The following is a 20160-nucleotide window of genomic DNA, read 5'->3' as shown; positions in this document are numbered from 1 at the left end:
GCACCTTACGGGCGGGGGTGAGTCCCCATTACCGGTTTTGGCGACGGGCCCACAGCAGACCGCTGATGATTAACAGGTACAGAATGGTGAGGGCGTAAGCGGTCCATTCGGTCTCGATTCCTGCTTTCTGCAGCAGAAAATCCGCATTCTTGTACGCCAGAAAAACGGCAACGCCCAGCCCCGCAAGGTTCTGCCAGCCGGAATTGACCTTGTCGATCAGTAACGCCCGGTCGTTAGCGAATACGAGAACCAGTCCCGCCACGAAGGGCAGTAATAATCCGTTGGCGATTTGAGCGGCCACGATCACTCCGATGATGTCCAGGTCCAGTAGGGCCACCAGCAGACCGATCAGCAGTACACCTCCCCAGCTCAGACGAAAGTATCGACCACGGTTCTCCCAGTCGCTGGATTGCTCACGCCCAATGAGTTCCCGGCCCGCCATGGCCGCAGCCAGCGGCGCGGTGACCGCCGAGCTGAACCCGGCCGCAAACAATCCGAATCCCAGTACCACGGCTCCCTGGCCCGACATCCTGGCATCCAGCGTGCGCGCCAAATCTTCAAAGCCCGAAAAGGCATCCGTGACGCCCCCCACCAAAATGATGCTGAGGGTGATCACCGCCCCCACCAGAAAGGAGGCAAACAGGCCCCGGCGCATTTCCCCCAGTCCCTGGCCGTGACTCAGTCCGGCCGCCAGGAAAAAATTGTAGGGGACGATGGTGGTGCCAACCAGCGCGACGACCGTAGCCGGATTGATTTGCCGCTGCCCCGCCAGGGAATCTTCACCGGCGATCAGTCCGACCGCCACCACCATGAAGATGAGCCCCATGACGGACACGATAGCGGCCAGCCACCGCGCAATGGTGGCGGTTTTGCCTCCCCACATCAAGGTGGCAATCAGCAGGCCAAAGAGGAGGACGCACCAACGGGGTACTTCGGCCAGCAACTGCACCCCGCCCAGGGCGCCGAGCAGGTTGCCCGCCTGGTAGGCGGCGCATCCCAGCAGCACCGCCAGAAAACACAACCAGGCCAGCCAGCGGTTTCCCTGACCGAGCACTGCCCCCAGGGGGCGGCCACTCACCAGCGTGAGGCGGGCGGCCATTTCCATCAACAGCAAGCCCGCAATGGCGGCCAGGGCCACCGTGGGTATGTAAAGAAAGCCGCCCTCGGTGCCGGCCCGCGTCGCCGTGGTTACGGTGCCCGGACCAATGAAGGCCGCCGCGATCAGTGACCACACCAGCGCCCGGCCCCAGGAAGATGAATTGCCCATAGAAAAATTGTTGGGCGATAAAGCTAGCGGTTGTTCCGGAATAAACATTCCCGGCCCCACGCGACTTCCAGTAATATGCTAATACTTCTACTTCACACCCTGGTTGAGGGCATCGTCGGTCTGCTCTTTCTTTTTTACCCCAACGCCGGAGACCTCATTCCGGGCTTCGGTCAGGCGGAAGGCCCCAGTGCCGAGCTGCTCATGAATATGTACGGCCTGTCGGCCCTACTCCTTGCCGCCCTTTCGCTGATTGCCTACTTCAGCCGGGCGAACCGGGTCTTGTTACTCACCATCTCCGGCACCCTGGCCGTTTTCCATTTTGCCATGGCCATTATTCAGGCGCTCGGCAATCCGGACCATCGCGCCATGCTCACCCACTTCATTCTGGGCATCTTTATGGCCGGTCTCTACGTGCAGGAACGCCGTAAAGCATGGACCGACGTAAGCAAGTAGTTAACATGTTTTTTACACAAAAAGCCAGCCGACCCAACAAAAAAAAGTGAACAAATTTTTTCAAAGGGTTTTTTCCACCATTTTATCCACAGGGCGTAAAACGCGGCCAGGTTTCAGCAAATAATTTAAATATACCACGATCGCCACCACCCCAATGGCGACGAACTGGTGGGCTACTCCCAGCCCCACCGGTACCTGTCCTTTGCTGCTGACCACCGTAGCGATTCCAAGTATAACCTGGGTTATCAACAAGGTTATCAACAGCAGGTTGGTGGATTTCAACAGGGGGGACTTTATCCGGGTAAAAGCCGTGTAGAGGTACAGTAATACAATGATTAACAAGGTGTAAGCGGTCATCCGGTGCAAGAACTGGATTAAGGCCGGTTGGAAGAGTGTGGCCTCGTAATACACCATGTTTTCCACAGTCCACATACTGGCATCCCGCAAAACTCCGGGAACGAACTCTCCGTTCATATCGGGCCAGGTTGGGTAGGGTAAAGCGGCCTTGGCGCCGCTCATGATGCCCCCGAGGATAAGCTGAAGAATGAGGACAATATTGATGGGCCAGCGCCACTTATCCACCGCTCCTTGTGGAAAACCGGGGAGATTGGGTTGGATCACCTTCAAAGTTGTCCACAACAAGTAGGAAAACAAGGTTAACCCCAGGCTAAGGTGTATCGTCAATTTGTATGCATTGACCCAGGGCCGATCAATGAGCCCACTGGCCACCATGATCCAGCCGAAACTGGCGGCCAGGGCCGCCAGGAGCACAACAATACCCAGCCGTTGCATCAGCGGTCGGTCCAGATACCCTTTGCGCCAGAAAATCAGGAAGCCGACGATGAAGACCAGCCCCATGATCCGGGCCCACTGCCGGTGGAACCATTCCCAGAAATAGATGAACTTGAAGTCCTCCAGGCTGATGTCCGCAAAAATCTTTTCGTACTGGGGGGATGCCTGGTACTTTTCGAACTCCTCCTGCCAGTCGGCGGCGCTGGTCGGGTACACGGCCCCGCTCAGGGGCTCCCATTCGGTGATCGACAACCCGGATTCGGTCAGGCGGGTGATCCCGCCGATGACCACCTGGCCCACCACCATGATCAGACCAACGATGAGCCAAATGCGGACCGCACGGGGATATCGACCTCCACGGCGGGAGTTGGCGTAGGGAAGAGTAGTTGCAGTATTCATACGGTAGTACGTGGCGTCAGGAAGCTAATCCCTCCAGGAGCCAGAAGAAGTTTTCCCCTTCTTCCCTTTCCTCAAGAGCTTGTTTGGAATTTAGTAATCGACCTCCATTTGGCCTTTTTTGGCGCTAGCTTCGTTGGTAAAATCCTCATTTAGCGCTGCTAAACTCCGGTTTTCCCGCCTTGCAACCACCAAAAAAATCTCAAATTCGGTCAGACGACCAAAATCCGAACAAGCTCTAATAGTTATTAACTTCTTTTAATTTAAAAATCCCCTTTATCGTTATTAGGGGTGTGGAAAGGAGGATAACAAGATTTTACTTTCCTTGTCCAGCTCGTTTTGCCCATTTTTATGTCAGTTTTCCACGGGTTTTCCCAGGGGTAAGCCCCGATAGAACCTCATTTTCCAATTTCTCCACAAGGTCCCTGTTTTACTTTCCACGGAAAAAGTTTTTTCCCCGGGTCCGTGGACTATCGGGAAGAAACTGTCTAGAAGGAGTGGAAAGGAATACACCAAAACTGTGGAAATGTGGATAAATCCGAGGGTGGCGTGCCCGCAGGTGCCGTGGCTGTGGAAAAGGGGCCAGGTTTCCACGCTTATCCCCAGGACAAGGGTGGAAAAGTGAAAAATACAAAAAGCAGATTTACAATGACTTTACGTATGCTTAACTGTCTTGATGTGAAAAAGGTAATTTTTGCCCTCCTCCTGCTTGGCGGTATGTTGGGTTCCGTCGGAGCACAAGACTACGTGAACCTCCCCTGGTCCGCCAGCTGGATCGGCCACCCCGAAGCGCCGGCGACGGACTTCGCCGTCGTCCACTTCCGACATACGTTCACCCTCGAAGAACTGCCCGGTACCCTGCCGGTGCTGGTCTCGGCCGATAACCGTTATCAGCTTTTCGTCAACGGGCAACGCGTGGGCGAAGGTCCCGCCCGGGGAGATCTGCAGCACTGGCGCTACGAAACCTACGATTTGCGGCCCTACCTGGAGGAAGGGGAAAACGTCATTGCCGCCATGGTCTGGAATTACGGCATTGATCGACCCTGGTCGCAGCAATCCTACCGCACGGCCTTTCTCCTCCAACCCGAAGACCCCGACTGGGCTTCCCTCCAAACGGGAAGCGGAGCGTGGACCACCCACCATAACCTTGCCTATTCCCCCATTACCGGTAGCCGGGAGCGCCTGGGTACCTACATCGTTACCGGTCCGCAGATTCACGTAGACGGCAGCAAAATGCCCTGGGGCTGGGAAACCACCGACTTTGACGATGCCTCCTGGGTGCCGGCCCGGGGCCTGACCCGGGCAAGTCCGGCCCGGGTGGGTACGGAATTTTACTGGGGACTGGTGCCCCGGGAGATTCCACTGTTCCCGCGGACCCGCCCCAACCTGCGCCCATCCATCGTGCGGGCCGAACCGGACACGACGAGGTTGAACGTTCCCGAGCCCGTCATTCCCGCCGGTCAGCAGCAGAAAGTATTACTGGATTTCAGAAATCTGACGAATGCCTTCTTCGACTTCGGATTCTCCGGCGGGAAGGGCGCTACCGTCCGGGTGGAGTACGCCGAATCGCTGCTCGACGAAAACGGAGAGAAGGGCAACCGGAACGAGGTGGCCGGTAAGAAAATGTTGGGGGTTTACGATGAGTTCGTCCTGGATGGCGGCACTGGCCGCCGCTACACCACCCCCTGGTTCCGGACGGCCCGCTATGTGGAAGTGACCATCACCGCCCGGGAAGAGCCCGTGACCCTGGAGCAGCTGCGGGTAGAGGAATTCGCCTATCCCTTCGTCGTCAGGGGGCGCTTTGAGGCGGAAGGAAATGCCCTTCGGACCGACGAAATCTGGGAGGTCGGCTGGCGTACGGCCCGGATGTGCGCGCAGGAAACCTACGTGGACTGCCCCTACTACGAACAACTCCAGTACGTCGGCGACACCCGGATTCAGGCTCTGGTCAGCCTCTACGTCAGTGGCGATGACCGACTGATGCGCAAGGCGATTCAGGTGTTTGAGGACAGTCGGATCAGCGACGGACTGACCCAGAGCCGCTACCCGGCCAGTGTGCCCCAGGTCATTCCCCCCTACTCCCTGATGTGGGTGGAAATGGTGGGGGATTACTGGATGCACCGACCCGACACGGCCTTTGTCGGGAAGCAGTTGCGGGGAGTGCGTTCGGTCCTGGACTGGTACGATCGGCAGCTCCTGCCGAACGGACTGGTGGGCCCCACCAAATTCTGGAACTTCGTGGACTGGGCGCCGGAATGGCCCTGGGATAACGTCCTGCGGGTGGGGGGCGTGCCGGATATGGAGGGCGGCTCCAGCATCGTCAGTTTGCAGTACCTGGGGGCCCTGCGGACCGCTACCGAGCTGCACGCCTATTTCGGGCATGAGCAAGAAGCTGCCCGGTATGCGGCCCGGGCCCGCCGCCTGGCGGCGGCGATTAAAGAACATTGCTGGAACGCCGAGCGGGGACTGATGATGGATACCCCCGGGGGAAAGGCCTACAGTCAGCACGCCAACATTCTGGCGATCCTGGAGGACATTGCACCTGCGTCCTCGCAAAAAATGCTGGAACGGGTCCTCACGGACGAAAGCCTCACGCAGGTCTCGGAATATTTCCGCTTCTACCTCATTCAGGCGCTCTACCATACGGATAATGCCTACCGCTACCCCGAACAACTGGCCATCTGGCAGGCGTATCTGGACCAGGGTTTCACCACCTGGCCGGAGAAACCCGGCCGCACCCGGTCGGATTGCCACGCCTGGAGTGCCAGTCCCAACTATGACCTCCCGGCTACGCTGGCGGGCATTCGGCCGGAGACGCCCGGTTTTGGCACCGTCTCCATTCGACCCGCCAAAACCGACTTCGGCTACGACACCACCGTCCCCCACCCCGAGGGCCTGATTCGACTGGTCTGCGAAACCGACGACGGCAAGACGGTATATAAGGTCAGCCTTCCGGAAGGCGTATCCGGAACCTTCTTCTGGAAGGATCGGTCGGTACCCCTGGACCAGGCGGGCGGGAAGCAGCAGGTGATTGAGGTGGAGTGAAATGGTTGAGACGCTGCGCGTCGAATGAGCTCACCAGGGGCTATCGCGCAAGGGGCTACGTAAGACACGACGCACCGCATCGGGATAAGGAGGACTATAGGATGCCTTTGATGTAGACGATTATTTCCGATACTCGTTACGGGATACTAAAGCTTTAGTGATTTCGCTCCGTATGAATTTCGTTAAAAAATTCTTTGATGTTAAACGAGACTTTCCCTTTCGGGTAAGCTTTAATGATTGGCCAACCCCAAGCATTGACTTCAATGTCAGGGTATTTTTCATCTTCTGACCGTACAACAAGTCTCATTGTGTCAGGACAGTAGGTAAGCTCAACAATGGTACCTGCCGGTACTTCATGTTATCCCGCAATTTTTTCGGAATATATAGCCGTCCATACTTATCAATTTTAGTGACCATAGTTGCGATCTTTTTTGATTGCAGCACCGAAGTCATAATGCATCACTTCGTCAATCCCAAAATCAAAAGAGGGTATACCGAATTCATCTAGCGTTGAAACTGGGTTAGAAAGACTTATCATCGGAGTTAATACAAGCTCTCCACTTTTATCATTCCAACGGAACTCAAATTTAGTTCCGGCTACTAACCCTCTAGCTTCGCGTAACTTCTTGGGAATGAGCAGGCGCCCGTACTTGTCGATCTTTGTGATCATGACCAATCTTTGATATACCAACGTGTTCTGGGGGTGGTTAAGTTGCTGTGCTCAGGGTAGGCAGATAAACTAACCAGACAAACTGGTTGAGACGCTGTGCGTCGAACGAAAACTTCCTCCCAATTCCCGATCATCCACGACGCACAGCGTCGTGTACCGGGGGGTTACCGCATCAACGTCACGTCTCCCGCATACTCCACCGTCGTCCCGTTAATGAACCGCACCGAGGCGGAGTAGACGAATACCGCCGGATTGAGCGGCCGGCCGTCGGGGCCCGTACCGTCCCAGCCCAGGCTGGGTTCGTTGGGGAGGAAGTTTTCGTTTTCGAAGACGAGTCCGCCCCAGCGATGGTAGATGCGGAGGTATTCCACCGCTTCCACGGCGGGTCCCCCGAAGAGCGTGAAGAGGTCGTTACTACCGTCTCCGTTCGGACTAAAGACGTTGGGGATGTAAATGGGGCGATCCGCAACGACGGCTACTTCCACTTGCGCGGAGTCGAGGCAGCCAACGGCGTTGGTGCCGATGACCGTATATAAGGTAGTGTTTACCGGACCCACCCGGATGCGGCTGCAGTCCGGATCAAGGCAATCTTCGGCTGCGGCCGGATTCCATACGTAGGTCACCGGATCGTAGCTGCTCACCGCCCGCAATAAGGTGTCAAAACCCAGGGTAATGCGGAGGTCGGGGCCGGGGTCAACGATGAACTCCAGGGGTTGCGTCAGCGTGCCGTTAAGGGAGTCCAGACAGCCGTTGGCGTCCATGACGTAGAGGGTGTAGTTGCCCGAAAGCAAGCCCCCCAGGAGGGGATCGATCTGGAAGTTTTCGCCGTCGCTGCTGTAGGTGTAGTCGGGCGTTCCTCCGGTAGCCGACAGCAGGAAGGAGCCCGTGGGCTCCTCGAAGCAGAGCAGGTCATTGGTTTCTTCCAGGACGGGGAAGATTTCGTTGGGTTCCGTCAGGGTGATGGCGTCGCTGCGGATACACCCGTTCTGGTCCGTGACGCTGATGGTGTAGGTGCCGGGGACGAGATCGGTGCGGATGGTATCGGCCACGCTGCCGTCGGCCCACTGGTAGGTGTAGCCGGGGCGGCCACCGCCGGTGAGCACCACCAGGTCACCGTCGTCGGTGCCGAAGCAGGTGCTGCCGTTGCCGTCTACGGCTACCGTGAGCACGGGCGGGTCGGGGATGGTGATGTCAAATACGCCCCGGCAACCGTCGGCGTCCTGGGCGTCTACGCGGTAGGTGCCGGCGGGTAATCCGCCGCGGGTATTGCTGGCCTGGGGACCGTCGCCGAGGTTGAAGTCGTAGGTATAGCTGGGCTGGCCGTTGGCCAGCTCGATGATCAACTGACCGTTAGGATCGCCGGCACATACCGGTTCGACGAAGGTGGTGGCGCCTTCCACCAGCCCCAGTTCAAGTTCATTGACGAAGATGTCCTGATCAACCAGGCAACCGTTGGCGTCGCGGGCGCGGACGTTGACCGTACGGACGCCTAAATTGGTAATGACGTTGTTGCTCCCGAAGGCACCGCCGTCAAAGCTGTATTCGTATCCTCCGGCACCGCCGCTGAGGACGGTGAACTCCAGGGCGCCGTTGGTGCCGCCGGCACAGTCGGGCATGGTGATCAGGGTATCGAAAACGAAATCTTCCGGGCCGTCTACCGTAAAGGAAAAGGTTTCCGTACAGGTGGATTCGTCGGACACCGTCACGGTATAGTCTCCCCGGCCGAGGCCGGTCAGGTCTTCGGTGGTTTCGCCGTTGCTCCAGTTGAAGGTCAGGGTGCCGGGAGAGAATGAACTGCTGCCCGTAAAGTCGATGGTGCCCGTCATTTCGTTGGGACAGACGACCGGACTGGCGGTGCCGTTGCCGGTAAATTGACCGTCGCAGCAGATGACGTTGACCTCTTGTTGGGAGAGTACTTCCCGGCAGTCGCGGTTGGTGGTGATGATCAGTTCCACTTCCGGGGTGCCGGGCTGGGAGAAGACCACGCTGTGGGGGCCGGGTCCGGAGGCCGTGCGGGGAATGGCGGTGGGCCCGAAGTCCCACTCCTGGCTGGCGATACCGTCCAGGGAGGAGGAGTTGTCCGTGAAGGTAAGGGCGTCGCCCACGCAGACTTCGTTGCTGCTGAAACTGAAGGCCGGCGTGGGACCGAGGAAGGTTCCCGTACCACCAAATTCGATGGAAAAACCATCGCCAGAGCCGGAGAAATTCATTACTACCAGTGCGTAGCTCCGGCCGGAAACCATGTCGATGGAGTTGACAAAATTGTTATCTCCGGGATCGCAGCCACAGTTTTCCTGCTGGTCGGGGTCCGCGTCACTCAGGCCGGTTTCGCCCAGGCAGGGGAGGTTAAGATCGGGAGGATTGCCCTGGGTTTCCCCGGAGAACATCTGTCGCAGAACGCGACGGTTGCTACAGCCGTCGATGTCGTCCATTTCGTAGATCACGAAATCAATGTCTTCGTTCGGCGCTGCCCCCAGGGGAGTGAGCACGAAGGAAAGGCTACCGGGTTGATCGCAGGTCCAGCGGTACCAGGCCGAGTTGAATTCGGTGGGTTCACTGGCACAGTTGATGTTCGGAGAAAGGAGGTCGTCCCGCACACTCCCCGTTCCCTGCAGAAAGTCAACGGCAAAGGGTGATTTATCGCAGAGGACTACGCCGGTCTGGCAGTCGCTGCTGGGATCGGGAACGGCGTCGAACTGGTCAATGCACAGCTCAAAGGTTCCCTGGTTTCCCTCGCGGGCACCCACCATAATGAAGTAGGTCTCCCCCACGGTGAGCTCGTTGTAGATGATGTTGCCCCCGTTTTGAAACAGTCCCGTTTGGGGGTTCTGGAAGGGGGAGCGACACCCGACGTCGTCGAGGGTGGCGCAATCTCCCCGATAGAGGGCAAATTGTGGTGCCCGCAGCGTACCGCCGGAGTTCCCACTGACCGCTCCACGGACCTGAATGTTGGCCGAGTTGCGCAGGGCCACGAAACTGAACCAGACGTCGCGGATCTGATCCCGCTCATCAATACAGATGGGGTAATCATTGGGGGTAAACGACGGCGTAGCGTCGATATTGGAGAAGGCGCTGCCGCCGGAGCAGAAGCTTAACTCCTCGGGAAGAAGGATGGCGTTGCCACATTCATCATTGGCGGGTTGGGCAACCAACAGGACCAGGGGCGAGAGGACGAAAATCAATAAGGCGTATATGTGCTTCATGGCGGGGCAAAGTAAACAATAGGGACGGGGCAGCCGAGCCCAAACATTGAACAGTAAACGCCGGAATAGACGTATGTTTTGATCGACTTAGTTGGAAAATGGCCGACTTTTCGAGAAAATTTAGCGCTTTGCTAACGTTTCGGGTACCCGAGCCGGGAAGCTGGATCAATTACGGAGGTTGCGGCAGTCCTTAAAAATACCGCGGCGTCCTACTTTTAGGGAAGCTTGAGGAGCAAGTGGGCCCGAAAATCCTGATTCAATCGGGACCAGTCTCTCCTACGGAATCACTCATCCGCTTCAACCCAAAGAATTATGCAAAGGCTGTTTACCCTTTTTCTCCTGCTGACCTTCCCGCTGCAATTTCAGATAATCGCTCAGGGTATGCCCACCGTGGTACCCGAAGCGGTGGATATGTCCTCCGACCGTTTGGAATACCTGAGTGAGACCCTACGGGCCTACGTGAAGGACAATCAACTTCCCGGTTCCGTGGCGCTGGTGGCGAGGCGGGGAAAAGTGGCCTACTGGGAGGCCTTCGGTTATCGAGACGTAGAGAACAGTATTCCTCTTCAGAAGAAGTCAATTTTTCGGATCGCTTCCCAGACGAAGGCCATCGTCAGTGTGGGGATCATGATGTTGCAGGAGGAAGGAAAACTGCTGATTACCGATCCGGTGGGGAAGTACATTCCGGAATTTCAGCAAACGACCGTAGCGGTGAAAAAAGAGGGCGGCGGCTATGAAGTGGTGCCGGCCAAACGGAAAATTGATATTCGCGACCTGCTCACGCACACTTCGGGGATCGGATATGGCTACGGCGTGGCCAGCGACGAGTGGGAAAAAGCCGGTATTCAGGGATGGTATTTTGCCAATCGGGAAGAACCCATTCTGGAAACCGTGAAGCGGATGGCCGCCCTTCCCTTTGATGCCCATCCCGGAGAAAAGTACGTCTACGGTTACAGCACCGATATTCTTGGGGCCATCGTGGAAGTCGCCTCGGGAATGACGCTGGAAGAATTTTTGCAGCAACGCATCCTGACGCCCCTGGGCATGAAGGACACGCATTTTTACCTGCCCCAGGAAAAGGCCGACCGACTGGCGGTGGTGTATTCGGCCACCGAGCGGGGACTGAAGCGGGCGGCGAGTGACAACCCGATGCAGAACCAGGGGGCCTACGTGACGGGCCCCAAAAGAAGTTTCTCCGGGGGAGCGGGGCTGCTGAGCACCGCCGAAGACTACGTGAAATTTTTGCAGATGATGCTCGATGGGGGGACCTACAATGGGCGGCGCATCCTTTCCCGCAAGTCGGTGGAACTAATGACCAGGGATCACCTCGGTGAAGTGATTTTCCCCTGGACGCCCGGCACGGGATTTGGTCTGGGCTTCTCCGTGGTGACGGATCTGGGCGTAAGGGGATTCCTCGGGTCGGAGGGGGAATACGGCTGGGGAGGCGCCTACCATTCCACCTACTGGGTGGACCCCAAGGAAGAGCTGGTGGTGGTCTACTTCACCCAGATTATTCCTGCGGGGACGGTGGACGACCACCAGAAGCTGAGGGCCCTGATTTACCAGGCTTTGGATTAAACTGGGCGCGGAGCCCCGGCTGAGCACGAGGGGCCAAACCAATTGGCGCGGCCGCAGGTGCAAACTTGGCACCTGCGCTCCGCGCCACGTACATCAGCATTAGCCCGATTAATTTTACACCTTGAAATGGATTAATCGAAACCATCCCTCCCATGACCAACGCCGAAAAAATCGAAGCCCTTTTCGAAAGCATGAACCGGGAGCGGGCCTTCCTCTACTCCTTTTTCAACATGATGCCCAAAGGTGGTGACCTGCACCACCACTTCGAGGGTTCCATTTATGCGGAAACCTACGCGGACTATGCGGTGGAGCATGACTTTTACTACCACGTGGATTCCTTCAGCGTCCGGGCTGATCTGGCCCGGGTAAAGGACGTTGCGAAGTGGAAGAAGGTCAGTAGCCATCCGGACGTGATGGCGCTGAAGCAGGAATTCGTCCGCAAGTGGTCGGTGAAGGATTTTGTGCACGAGAAGGGCGGAGATTCCTCGGCGGATCACTTCTTCGCCACCTTTCCCCGTTTTTCGATTGCCTCCCAGGAAAGCCTGGAACACGGACTCCAGGAACTCAAAAACCGGGCCATCCACCAGAAGGTGTACTACCTCGAAACGATCTTCTCCCTGATGGAGACCCAGGAGGTGAAGGCGGACGACGACCGTTACGATGCGGCCTTCCTCGAGGCTCAGGCCCAGCAAGACGTTACCACTCTGGATCAATACCTGGATCAGCTACACGACAGCATTTTGCGGGAGGTCCGGGAGATTGCCGCCCGGCACAACGATTGCCTGGAGCAACTGCACCGTCGGGCCGTACCGGACTCGGAAGCACTCATTGTCCGGTACCAGAATTTCGCCATTCGGTTCCGGGCCCCCACCCGATTTTTCGTCGAATTGTTGGCCTGTTTTGAGTCCGCCAGCACCTCCGACCTGGTGGTGGGCGTCAACATCGTTTTTCCCGAGCAGTGGGAGATATCCCTGCGGGACTACTGGCTCCACATGCAGTTTTACCGCTACCTGGGCGAAAGATATCCTGGGGTCCAGTATGCCCTCCACGCCGGGGAGCTGACCGTTGGGGTGGTCCGCCCGGAGCAGTTGGGCAAGCACGTCAGAATGGCCCTCGACATCGCCCGCCCGAAGCGCATCGGGCACGCGGTCGACATCATTTACGACAACGACTTCTTCCGCACCATTGAGAAACTGAAGAGCCGGGACGTCGCCATCGAAATCAACCTGACCAGTAACGAGTTCATCCTCGGCGTTTCCCATGATCTCCATCCGGTCAATCTCTACCGGCGGCTGGGGGTACCAATGGTTATTTGTACGGACGATGAGGGAGTACTGCGATCCGGCATCACGGAGCAGTACGTACTGCTGGTGCACCGCTACGGCTTTAGTTACCCCTACGTAAAATCGCTGGTGTACAACTCCATTCGCTATTCCAGCATCAAGGATGCGGAGCTGAAACAATCCCTACTGGAAAAACTGGACCGGGAGTTTGATGAATTTGAGGAGGCGGTGGTGCATTTTTATGCGGACTTTCTTTGAGGAAGCAGAGCGGACCTCCTTCCGATTATGCAAACCCATTTCCGTACCTTGCTTCCGTGAAAAAGTGGATACCCAACGCCATCACCCTGCTCAACCTGTTTTGTGGTTGTGCGGCCGTGATTTTGATTCTCGACCAGCAGTTTATCCCGGCCTTTTGGTTCCTTTTTGCTGCCGGATGGTTCGACTTTGCCGATGGTCTGGCCGCCCGTCTGCTGCGCGTGAGCAGCGAGCACGGCAAGGAACTGGACAGCCTGGCGGATATGGTTTCCTTCGGGATGGTACCCGGCATCATCTATTACGCACTGCTCTTTAACGGACAAAACGTGGGACCTGCGTCCGCGCCCCCCATCACCTTCTCCTGGCTGGCGGCTCCCGCGCTACTGGTCACGCTCTTTTCGGCCCTCCGACTGGCCAAGTTTAACCTGGACACCCGGCAGACGGAAAACTTCGTCGGCGTGGCCACGCCGACCAGCACCGTTTTCGCCACGGGCCTGATGCTGATCTACGCGCAGGACAGCTTCGGGTGGGCCGAGCTGGTGAGCAGCCCACTGGTTATTTATCCTTCGGTCCTGCTCTTCAGCTACCTGCTCGTGTCCGAACACCCCATGTTTAGTTTCAAGCTCAAGGGCCTGGGCTGGCAAGGGAACGAGACGCGAATTATCTTTGCGGTTCTTGCTGTCGTCCTGCTGATAATCTTGCGGGCCGCAGCGTTTCCGTTCATCGTTGGCGTCTACCTGTTGATCAATTTACTGGCGCCCCCGAAATCTACCCCTTCATGAAGTTTCTAGCTCACATCAACATCATGCCCAAGGCCGAATTGCTCGACCCCCAGGGAAAGGTTGTCGTTAAGAACCTCCCCAACATTGGCATTGAGGGAGTGGACGACGTCCGGATCGGTAAGCACGTCACCATCAGCCTGGAGGCAGCGAACGAAGATGAGGCGCACGACAAAGTAGAAATCGCCTGCAAAAAACTGCTGGCCAACGTGATTATGGAGAGCTACGACTTTGTGGTGGAGGAGGTGTAAAGTGTACTATGAACAGTACATTTTATGATAGAAGTGTACATTTTTTGGTGCAATTTGGATTTCTCTGCCCTTCATGAACGCGCTAACCTATTCAATGGATAATGTCTTTTCCGCAAGGATTGAGGGGTAATAATGTACGCAAAGCCTCCAGGTTTTTAGACCGGCAGGGTCGAATGAACTTGTGCGACTAGCACTCGGGCAACGGTGTGCGGGTGCCGGGTAAATGCCGGGTGCCGACATACCCCGCTACTCACCACGTACACCATGGATAAATCCGCAACCCCTACCCCGTCCCGGGTGTTTCCCTGGTATGAAAGATCCGAAAAACTGGAACACCCTTACCCCCGAAGAAGAGCGCATCATCGTCCGTAAAGGAACCGAGATGCCCTTCACCGGAGAGTACAACAACTTCAAGGTGGACGGTGTATTTGTCTGTCGCCGCTGCGAGACCCCCCTCTACGACAGCCAGGACAAGTTCAGCAGCGGCTGTGGCTGGCCCAGCTTCGACGACGAAGTGCCCGGCGCGGTGCGCCGGGAAACGGACGCCGATGGTCGCCGGACCGAAATTTTGTGCAACAATTGCGGCGGTCACCTCGGGCACGTCTTCGAGGGCGAGCGATTTACGGAGAAAAACACCCGCCACTGCGTAAACAGCCTTTCCATCAAGTTCATCCCCCGCGAGAAGTACAACGCCCGTTTGGAGGAGCAACCGGAATGAAGGTCAACGCTCTACCTGGCCAGCGGCTGCTTCTGGGGAAGAGAATATCACCTGCGAAACCTGCCCGGAGTGGAATACACCCGGGTGGGATTTGCCGGTGGACACACCCCGAATCCGACCTACCAGGAAGTTTGTGAACAGTCAACCGGTCATGCGGAAACGGTAGAGGTTGTTTATGATACGCGCATAATTAGCCATGAAGCGGTATTGCGTGAGTTTTTTCTCTTACACGATTTTTCTCAAAATAGAACCCAATCTGATGGCCAATACCGCTCCGCAATTTTCGTTCTGGAGGGCGAAAAGGAGGGGCTGAATCAGTGGAAAGTTGCCCGGGAAATGATGGATTTTCTCGGGGAAAATGGGCAGAAAGTGGCCACGGAACTGACCAAAATTTCGGCCTTTTTTGCCGCCGGAAGTCGCCATCAGCAGTACTGTTCTGCGCGTGGAATCACTCCGAAAAGGAGAGATTTTAAGAAAATTAGTGAAATTTTAACACTTTTTTCTCCTCAGATTAATCGGGGGATCGATTGACCTTCAGGAGGAAGAATATTCCGTTAAGGGGGGGGAAACCGATGATAATAGGGAGAAAATTCCGTTTCACGGGCTTTCACTTTGACGTTTTCCACATATCCAAATCCGGAAAAAGCACTTTTGCCCCGGCTTAGGCGTTGAAAAACAAAGCCTTAGGGCGAAAAACCTTGTCTGGAGTGATTATTGCCCCCATCTTTGCGGCCACAATCACCGAGGGTAAGATTTCTTGCGCTTAGGTGATTATCCCATGAACGCTTCGGCGACTCAATAGAAATGCTTTTCGGGGAGCCCGCCCCAGTTTTAGGGTTTTGATCCGAGAAGTGATTGTGTAACGAAATCCCCATGAATGAGCAAGCTAATGAAGTGCTTGTTGCTGCCCGTAGTATTACTGCTGGCGGTCACGACCACCACGAAGGCTAACTCTATTACCGAAACCCCAAAATCTAGTATTACTCAGGATCCCGAAACTGAAATTAGCCGGCGCCTGGCGGGCCTTCAACTCCCCTTATCTACTTCCGCCAACGACGCCCATTTGCAAAGAAAGCTGACCGATTACCTCGGTAATGGTAGTCACAGCACCGAGCGAATGCTCGGACGTGCAAATCAGTACTTCCCGGTTTTCGAGTATTATCTAGAGAAGCATGGTATGCCCTCCAGCCTGAAGTATCTGGCGGTTGCAGAGTCCATGCTCGTCCCCGGAGCCGTATCCTCCGCACGCGCTGCCGGTCTCTGGCAGCTCATGCCCGCTACTGCGCGGGAAATGGGACTGCGCGTAGACGCCGTAGTGGACGAACGTATGGACCTTTACCGGTCTACCGAAGCCGCCGTGGTAATGCTCAAAGGTCTGTACCAGCAGTTTGGTGACTGGCACCTTGCCCTGGCCGCCTACAACTGTGGACCAGGACGCGTACGTCGTGCCATCCGCGCTGCCGGAGGTCATACCTACTACCCCAAAGTGAAACGATTCCTTCCTCAGGAATCGCAGCAATACGTAGCTGCTTACGTGGCTGCGGCCTACACCATTAACTACGCTGGCGACTACGGCCTGACGGCCGAAGAACTGTTGCTGGAAGACAGCATCGCTACCGTTCGGGTACACCGCGCACTCAACCTGCGCCAGCTTTCCCGGGCTTGCGACCTTTCTTACCGTAACGTACGCCAGCTGAACCCCAGCTTCGTCCGGGGATACATTCCCGCAAGCAGCAAAGGTTACTGGCTGCGGGTGCCCGTCCAAAAGGGAGATGAAGTTCGTACCTACATTTGGGGGCGTCCTAACCTGGTCATGCTTCCGGCTGACGACGACCTCGAACTGGCCAGACAATATGCGGGAACGCTGAATTTTGACGTCCGCAGCTGGTTACTTGGTTGTTCGTCTGATGCCCTGCACTACCAGCCCAGTATCGTTCAGCTTGAATACGAAAATCAGCTGTTGCTGAACATGTACGAAGCCTATGAGGCAGTCGCGATGAACTAGCGGTCAGTTGACGAGATAAATTCTAATTGAAGCGGCCCGGTCAGATTTTCTGACCGGGCCGCTTTAATTTTTGATGTGCTGAGGACTTTACATATAGTCCTTACGGACCCGGGCCATGGCCCGCTTGTTTTCCCGTTGTTTGATGGATTCCCGCTTATCGTAGTTTTTCTTACCCTGTACGAGGACCACTTCGAGTTTGGCCAGTCCGCGCTCGTTGAGGTATAAGCGGTAGGGAACGATCGTGAAGCCTTTTTCCTTCACTTTCTTTTGCCATTTGGTGAGTTCCTGGCGCTTCATCAGCAACTTTCGCGGGCGCCTTTCTTCGTGATTGTGGACGTTGCCCTGCTTGTATTCTCCAATGTACAGCGAACGGCACCAGAGTTCGTCACCCTGAAATACGCAATAGGCATCCCGGAGGTTAACCGTGCCACCGCGGATGCTCTTGATTTCCGTACCCGTAAGTTTAATGCCCGCTTCTACGGATTCGAGGAATTCGTACTCAAACTTTGCCTTACGGTTGATGAATTCTATGTTCTTTTGCTTAGCCATACCAGAGAATACAATGCTTAAAGGGGGCCGAAAGTTACGGCGAGAGAGGAGCTAATTATCAAATAAGCATTGATGGGAAACGAGCAAGGCTTCACCAAACGGCGAAGCCTTGCTCAATTTTTAAGACGAGAAGCAATCCGCCATTAGTTGTCGGAAGGAACAATTCTGATGGAACGACCAGCGGCCCGTTTCTGGGGCGTTCCGATCTCGTCCATCAGGAACTGGGTCATCTTGCGGTAGAGGTGCAGACGGGTGGGACCGCCGTAGATACCGTGGTTGCGGTTGGGGTAGAATTCGCTGTCGAAGTCCTTATTGGCCATGATGAGGGCGTTGGCCATTTCGGCGGTGTGTTGGAAGTGGACGTTATCGTCTCCCATACCGTGGACCAGTAGGAAGGCCCCCTTCAACTTGTCGGCGTAGTTGACCGGGCTATTCTGCTCGTAGCCCTCCTTGTTTTCCGCCAGGGTACGCATGTAGCGCTCGGTGTAGACCGTATCGTACCACTTCCAGTTGGTTACCGGAGCAACCGCGATGGCGGCCGCGAAAACATCCGCGCCCTGGGTGATGCAATGGGAAGCCATGAAGCCGCCGTAACTCCAGCCGAAAATTCCAATGCGGTCCGCGTCAATGAATTTCTTGGCCCCGAGGTATTTGGCGGCGGAAATCTGGTCTTCGGTTTCGTATTTACCCAGTTGCAGGTAGGTCATCTTCTTGAACTCCTCGCCGCGGGCACCGGTTCCACGGTTGTCTACGCAGGCTACGACGAAGCCCCGTTGCACCAGCATCTGGAACCAGGCCATATTCTGCCCCCGCCAGTTGTCCATTACCTGTTGGCTTCCCGGACCGCCGTAAACGAACATCAACAGCGGGTGCTGGGTATTTTCGTCCATGTTGGCGGGCTTGATCATGTAGCCATTCAGGGTGGTTCCACCTTCGGTAGTGAAATCAAAAAACTCCGCAGGCTGATAACCATAATTTCCGATCCGTTCGGCGACCACCATATTATCGATGATCTGGCGTACGGACTTACCCTCCCGGTCCATCACCGTCACCTTTGGGGGCTGGTTGATGGTGGAATTGGTCAGCACGAAGTAGTCGTAGGTATCCGAAAACTGGGCGGTGTTGACACCACGGAGGTCCACTACGGGAATTGCCTTTGCCTTATTGTTGGTGCTTTGTACGTAGATCTCCCGCTGCATGGGATTGCGCATGGCGCCCTGGAAGTAAATCTGGTCATTTTCTTCGTCGAGACCGTAAAAATTGGTCACTTCCCAGTCGCCGCTGGTCAGCTGCTGCTCCGCCCCGGTTTTCATATTGTGGAGGTAAACGTGGTTCCAGCCATCCTTTTCGCTCGTCCAGATAAACTCTTCCCCATTATTGAGAAAAGTGAGGTTGTCGTGGACGTCGATGTAGTACTTGTTCTCTTCCGATAGGATGACCTTTTCCCGACCACTTTGCAGGTCAAATACCAGCATTTCCAGTTTGTTCTGGTGGCGGTTCATCCGCTGGGCGGTCAGCAAATCCTGGTCCTGGGTCCATTGCACCCGGGGCAGGTAATGCCATTCGTCATCACTGCTTTGGTTGACGCTCAGGAGTTCCTGGTTGCGGCTCCCGTTCACGGTGTACACGTGGAGGCTTACCTTACTGTTTTCCTCCCCCACCTTGGGGTACTTGAAGGTGTTGTATTCGGGGTAGAGGTCGTTGTGGAAATCGGTGTACGTGAAGCGGGGTACCCGCGCTTCGTCAAACTTCAGGTAGGCAAGGTGCTTTCCTTCCGGACTCCAGTGGATGGCCCGGCTGAAGGAGAATTCTTCCTCGTATACCCAGTCGGCGGCACCGTTGATGATCTTGTTGAATTCGCCGTCGTTGGTCACCTGCCGCAGGTTACCGTTGGCCAGTTCACGGATCCAGACGTTATTGTCCACCACAAACGCCACGCGCTGACCGGTGGGATCGAGGGTCGCGAGGCGGTGCTTCTTGTCGGCGTAGACGGGGGTGAGCGTTTCCGAAGCGAGGTCATACACGAAGAAAAAGGCCTGGGAACTGCGGCGGAAGAGTTGTTCCGTTTCACTGCTCAACAACAACTTACTTTCGTCGGAGCTGAAGGAGTAGCTGTCAATCCGGCCATTGAATCCCCGGGATTTATCCAGCTTGTTGCCATCCACGAGCACCCCCGTCCGGTTACCGGTGGTCAGGTCGTACTTGACGACCTGATTGTTTTCCAGACGGGTGAAGGATCGGCCGTCCTGCAAAAAGTTGAAACCGCTAACGCCATTTGGGGAAAAGATGTAGTTCTGCCAGATATCTTCCAGGGAGATGGCCCGGGTCTGGGCGACGGAGAGGGTGCTGACGAACAGCAGCCCAAGAAGTGCGAGGTAACGCATCTAGTTTGGTTTTATGAGTAGTTGCGCTAAGGTAACGAGCCTCCCCGTCCGCTTTATTGGTGGGCCGTCAAAATTGTCGGCCCGGATGCATCACCTCGGTAGGCATGAATGTCCGAGAATTGCTGGCTTTCTTCGTGGTAAAGGGCGAAGGGGTGACCGCTCCGGGAGCAGTAGATGATTTGCAGTGTTCCGTCATTTCGTTCGTAGAGGGATGCTGCCCAACGCATTGGAAGCCAAGAGATATTGGAGTGGCCACGGCGTGCGGGTGCAGTGTGAATGGGCAAAGTGCCGTGAAGCGTGGCTCTGGCGAAATCTGCATGGCACCTGCACGTCTGTGCCCACGTAAAACGGTCCGCCGCATAAATTTATCCGGCTGACGAGCCAGACGGCTGCGCTGCGTCTCAATACCTCTGGATTTTGGTGGAGAACGAGTTTTTTAGCGGTAAAGGAAGGTGTTGCTTTTCCCCTTTGGCGATGATAAAATTCATTGTCTCCGGGAGATAAAGGGGGCAATTTTGTACGCGTAACAACC

General features: G+C 56.0%; 15 protein-coding genes. 9 read left to right on the top strand and 6 right to left on the bottom strand.

Translation table 11 applies throughout. The features are described from left to right. Positions 1-28: 28 nt before the first annotated feature. A complete protein-coding gene (locus E1J53_RS13460) occupies positions 29-1267 on the bottom strand; it encodes an NRAMP family divalent metal transporter (protein ID WP_173021480.1) in 1239 nt (412 codons plus the stop codon). 75 nt (positions 1268-1342) lie between these two features. On the opposite strand from E1J53_RS13460, the gene E1J53_RS13455 reads away from it, so the two are divergent. Beyond that, positions 1343-1720: a hypothetical protein gene (locus E1J53_RS13455; protein WP_134272971.1), complete on the top strand. Its 378-nt coding sequence runs from the start codon at positions 1343-1345 to the stop codon at positions 1718-1720. A gap of 60 nt (positions 1721-1780) precedes the next feature. Here the strand turns inward: E1J53_RS13455 and E1J53_RS13450 are convergent, their stop codons facing one another. Continuing rightward, positions 1781-2911: a COX15/CtaA family protein gene (locus E1J53_RS13450; protein ID WP_134272970.1), complete on the bottom strand. Its 1131-nt coding sequence runs from the start codon at positions 2909-2911 to the stop codon at positions 1781-1783. A gap of 675 nt (positions 2912-3586) precedes the next feature. Here E1J53_RS13450 and E1J53_RS13445 point away from each other — a divergent pair. Next, positions 3587-5953 carry a family 78 glycoside hydrolase catalytic domain gene (locus E1J53_RS13445; protein WP_173021479.1) on the top strand — a complete coding sequence of 789 codons (2367 nt, stop codon included), beginning with the start codon at positions 3587-3589 and terminating at the stop codon, positions 5951-5953. A gap of 406 nt (positions 5954-6359) precedes the next feature. On the opposite strand, the gene E1J53_RS13440 is transcribed toward E1J53_RS13445, so the two are convergent. Together E1J53_RS13440 and E1J53_RS13435 are read right to left on the bottom strand one after the other, a co-directional pair. Beyond that, entirely contained in the window at positions 6360-6623 is a 264-nt protein-coding gene (locus E1J53_RS13440; protein ID WP_134272968.1) for an AbrB/MazE/SpoVT family DNA-binding domain-containing protein, read from the bottom strand. 164 nt (positions 6624-6787) lie between these two features. Next, complete coding sequence (locus E1J53_RS13435) at positions 6788-9826, bottom strand: gliding motility-associated C-terminal domain-containing protein (protein ID WP_134272967.1); 3039 nt, start codon at positions 9824-9826, stop codon at positions 6788-6790. Between the two features lie 312 nt (positions 9827-10138). On the opposite strand from E1J53_RS13435, the gene E1J53_RS13430 reads away from it, so the two are divergent. The 7 genes from E1J53_RS13430 (at position 10139) to E1J53_RS13400 (ending at position 16695) form a co-directional block, all read left to right on the top strand. Then, positions 10139-11404 (top strand): serine hydrolase, encoded by a 1266-nt coding sequence (locus E1J53_RS13430; protein WP_134272966.1) that lies wholly within the window; start codon positions 10139-10141, stop codon positions 11402-11404. Positions 11405-11556: 152 nt separating this feature from the next. Then, positions 11557-12945, top strand: a complete 1389-nt coding sequence (locus tag E1J53_RS13425) for an adenosine deaminase (protein WP_134272965.1) — start codon at positions 11557-11559, stop codon at positions 12943-12945. A gap of 56 nt (positions 12946-13001) precedes the next feature. After that, positions 13002-13724: a CDP-alcohol phosphatidyltransferase family protein gene (locus E1J53_RS13420; protein ID WP_173021478.1), complete on the top strand. Its 723-nt coding sequence runs from the start codon at positions 13002-13004 to the stop codon at positions 13722-13724. Beyond that, a complete protein-coding gene (purS, locus tag E1J53_RS13415; RefSeq protein WP_134272963.1) occupies positions 13721-13972 on the top strand; it encodes a phosphoribosylformylglycinamidine synthase subunit PurS in 252 nt (83 codons plus the stop codon). Before E1J53_RS13420 ends, purS begins: the two co-directional genes overlap by 4 nt. Positions 13973-14282: 310 nt before the next feature. Continuing rightward, positions 14283-14690 carry a methionine-R-sulfoxide reductase gene (locus tag E1J53_RS13410; RefSeq protein ID WP_134272962.1) on the top strand — a complete coding sequence of 136 codons (408 nt, stop codon included), beginning with the start codon at positions 14283-14285 and terminating at the stop codon, positions 14688-14690. A gap of 15 nt (positions 14691-14705) precedes the next feature. Further along, positions 14706-15221: a peptide-methionine (S)-S-oxide reductase MsrA gene (msrA, locus tag E1J53_RS13405; RefSeq protein WP_134272961.1), complete on the top strand. Its 516-nt coding sequence runs from the start codon at positions 14706-14708 to the stop codon at positions 15219-15221. A 346-nt stretch (positions 15222-15567) separates the two neighbouring features. Continuing rightward, complete coding sequence (locus E1J53_RS13400) at positions 15568-16695, top strand: lytic transglycosylase domain-containing protein (protein ID WP_134272960.1); 1128 nt, start codon at positions 15568-15570, stop codon at positions 16693-16695. Positions 16696-16782: 87 nt separating this feature from the next. Here the strand turns inward: E1J53_RS13400 and smpB are convergent, their stop codons facing one another. Together smpB and E1J53_RS13390 are read right to left on the bottom strand one after the other, a co-directional pair. Next, positions 16783-17244, bottom strand: coding sequence for an SsrA-binding protein SmpB (gene smpB, locus E1J53_RS13395; RefSeq protein ID WP_134272959.1), 462 nt, complete (start codon positions 17242-17244; stop codon positions 16783-16785). 143 nt (positions 17245-17387) lie between these two features. Next, the gene (locus E1J53_RS13390) at positions 17388-19628 is read right to left on the bottom strand and encodes a S9 family peptidase (protein WP_134272958.1); all 2241 of its coding nucleotides are present in this window, start codon (positions 19626-19628) and stop codon (positions 17388-17390) included. Between the last annotated feature and the right edge of the window lie 532 nt (positions 19629-20160).

The sequence above is a fragment of the Lewinella sp. W8 genome, from assembly GCF_004375085.3.
Classification (GTDB): domain Bacteria; phylum Bacteroidota; class Bacteroidia; order Chitinophagales; family Saprospiraceae; genus Neolewinella.
This window is presented reverse-complemented; position numbering and strand designations above follow the sequence as displayed.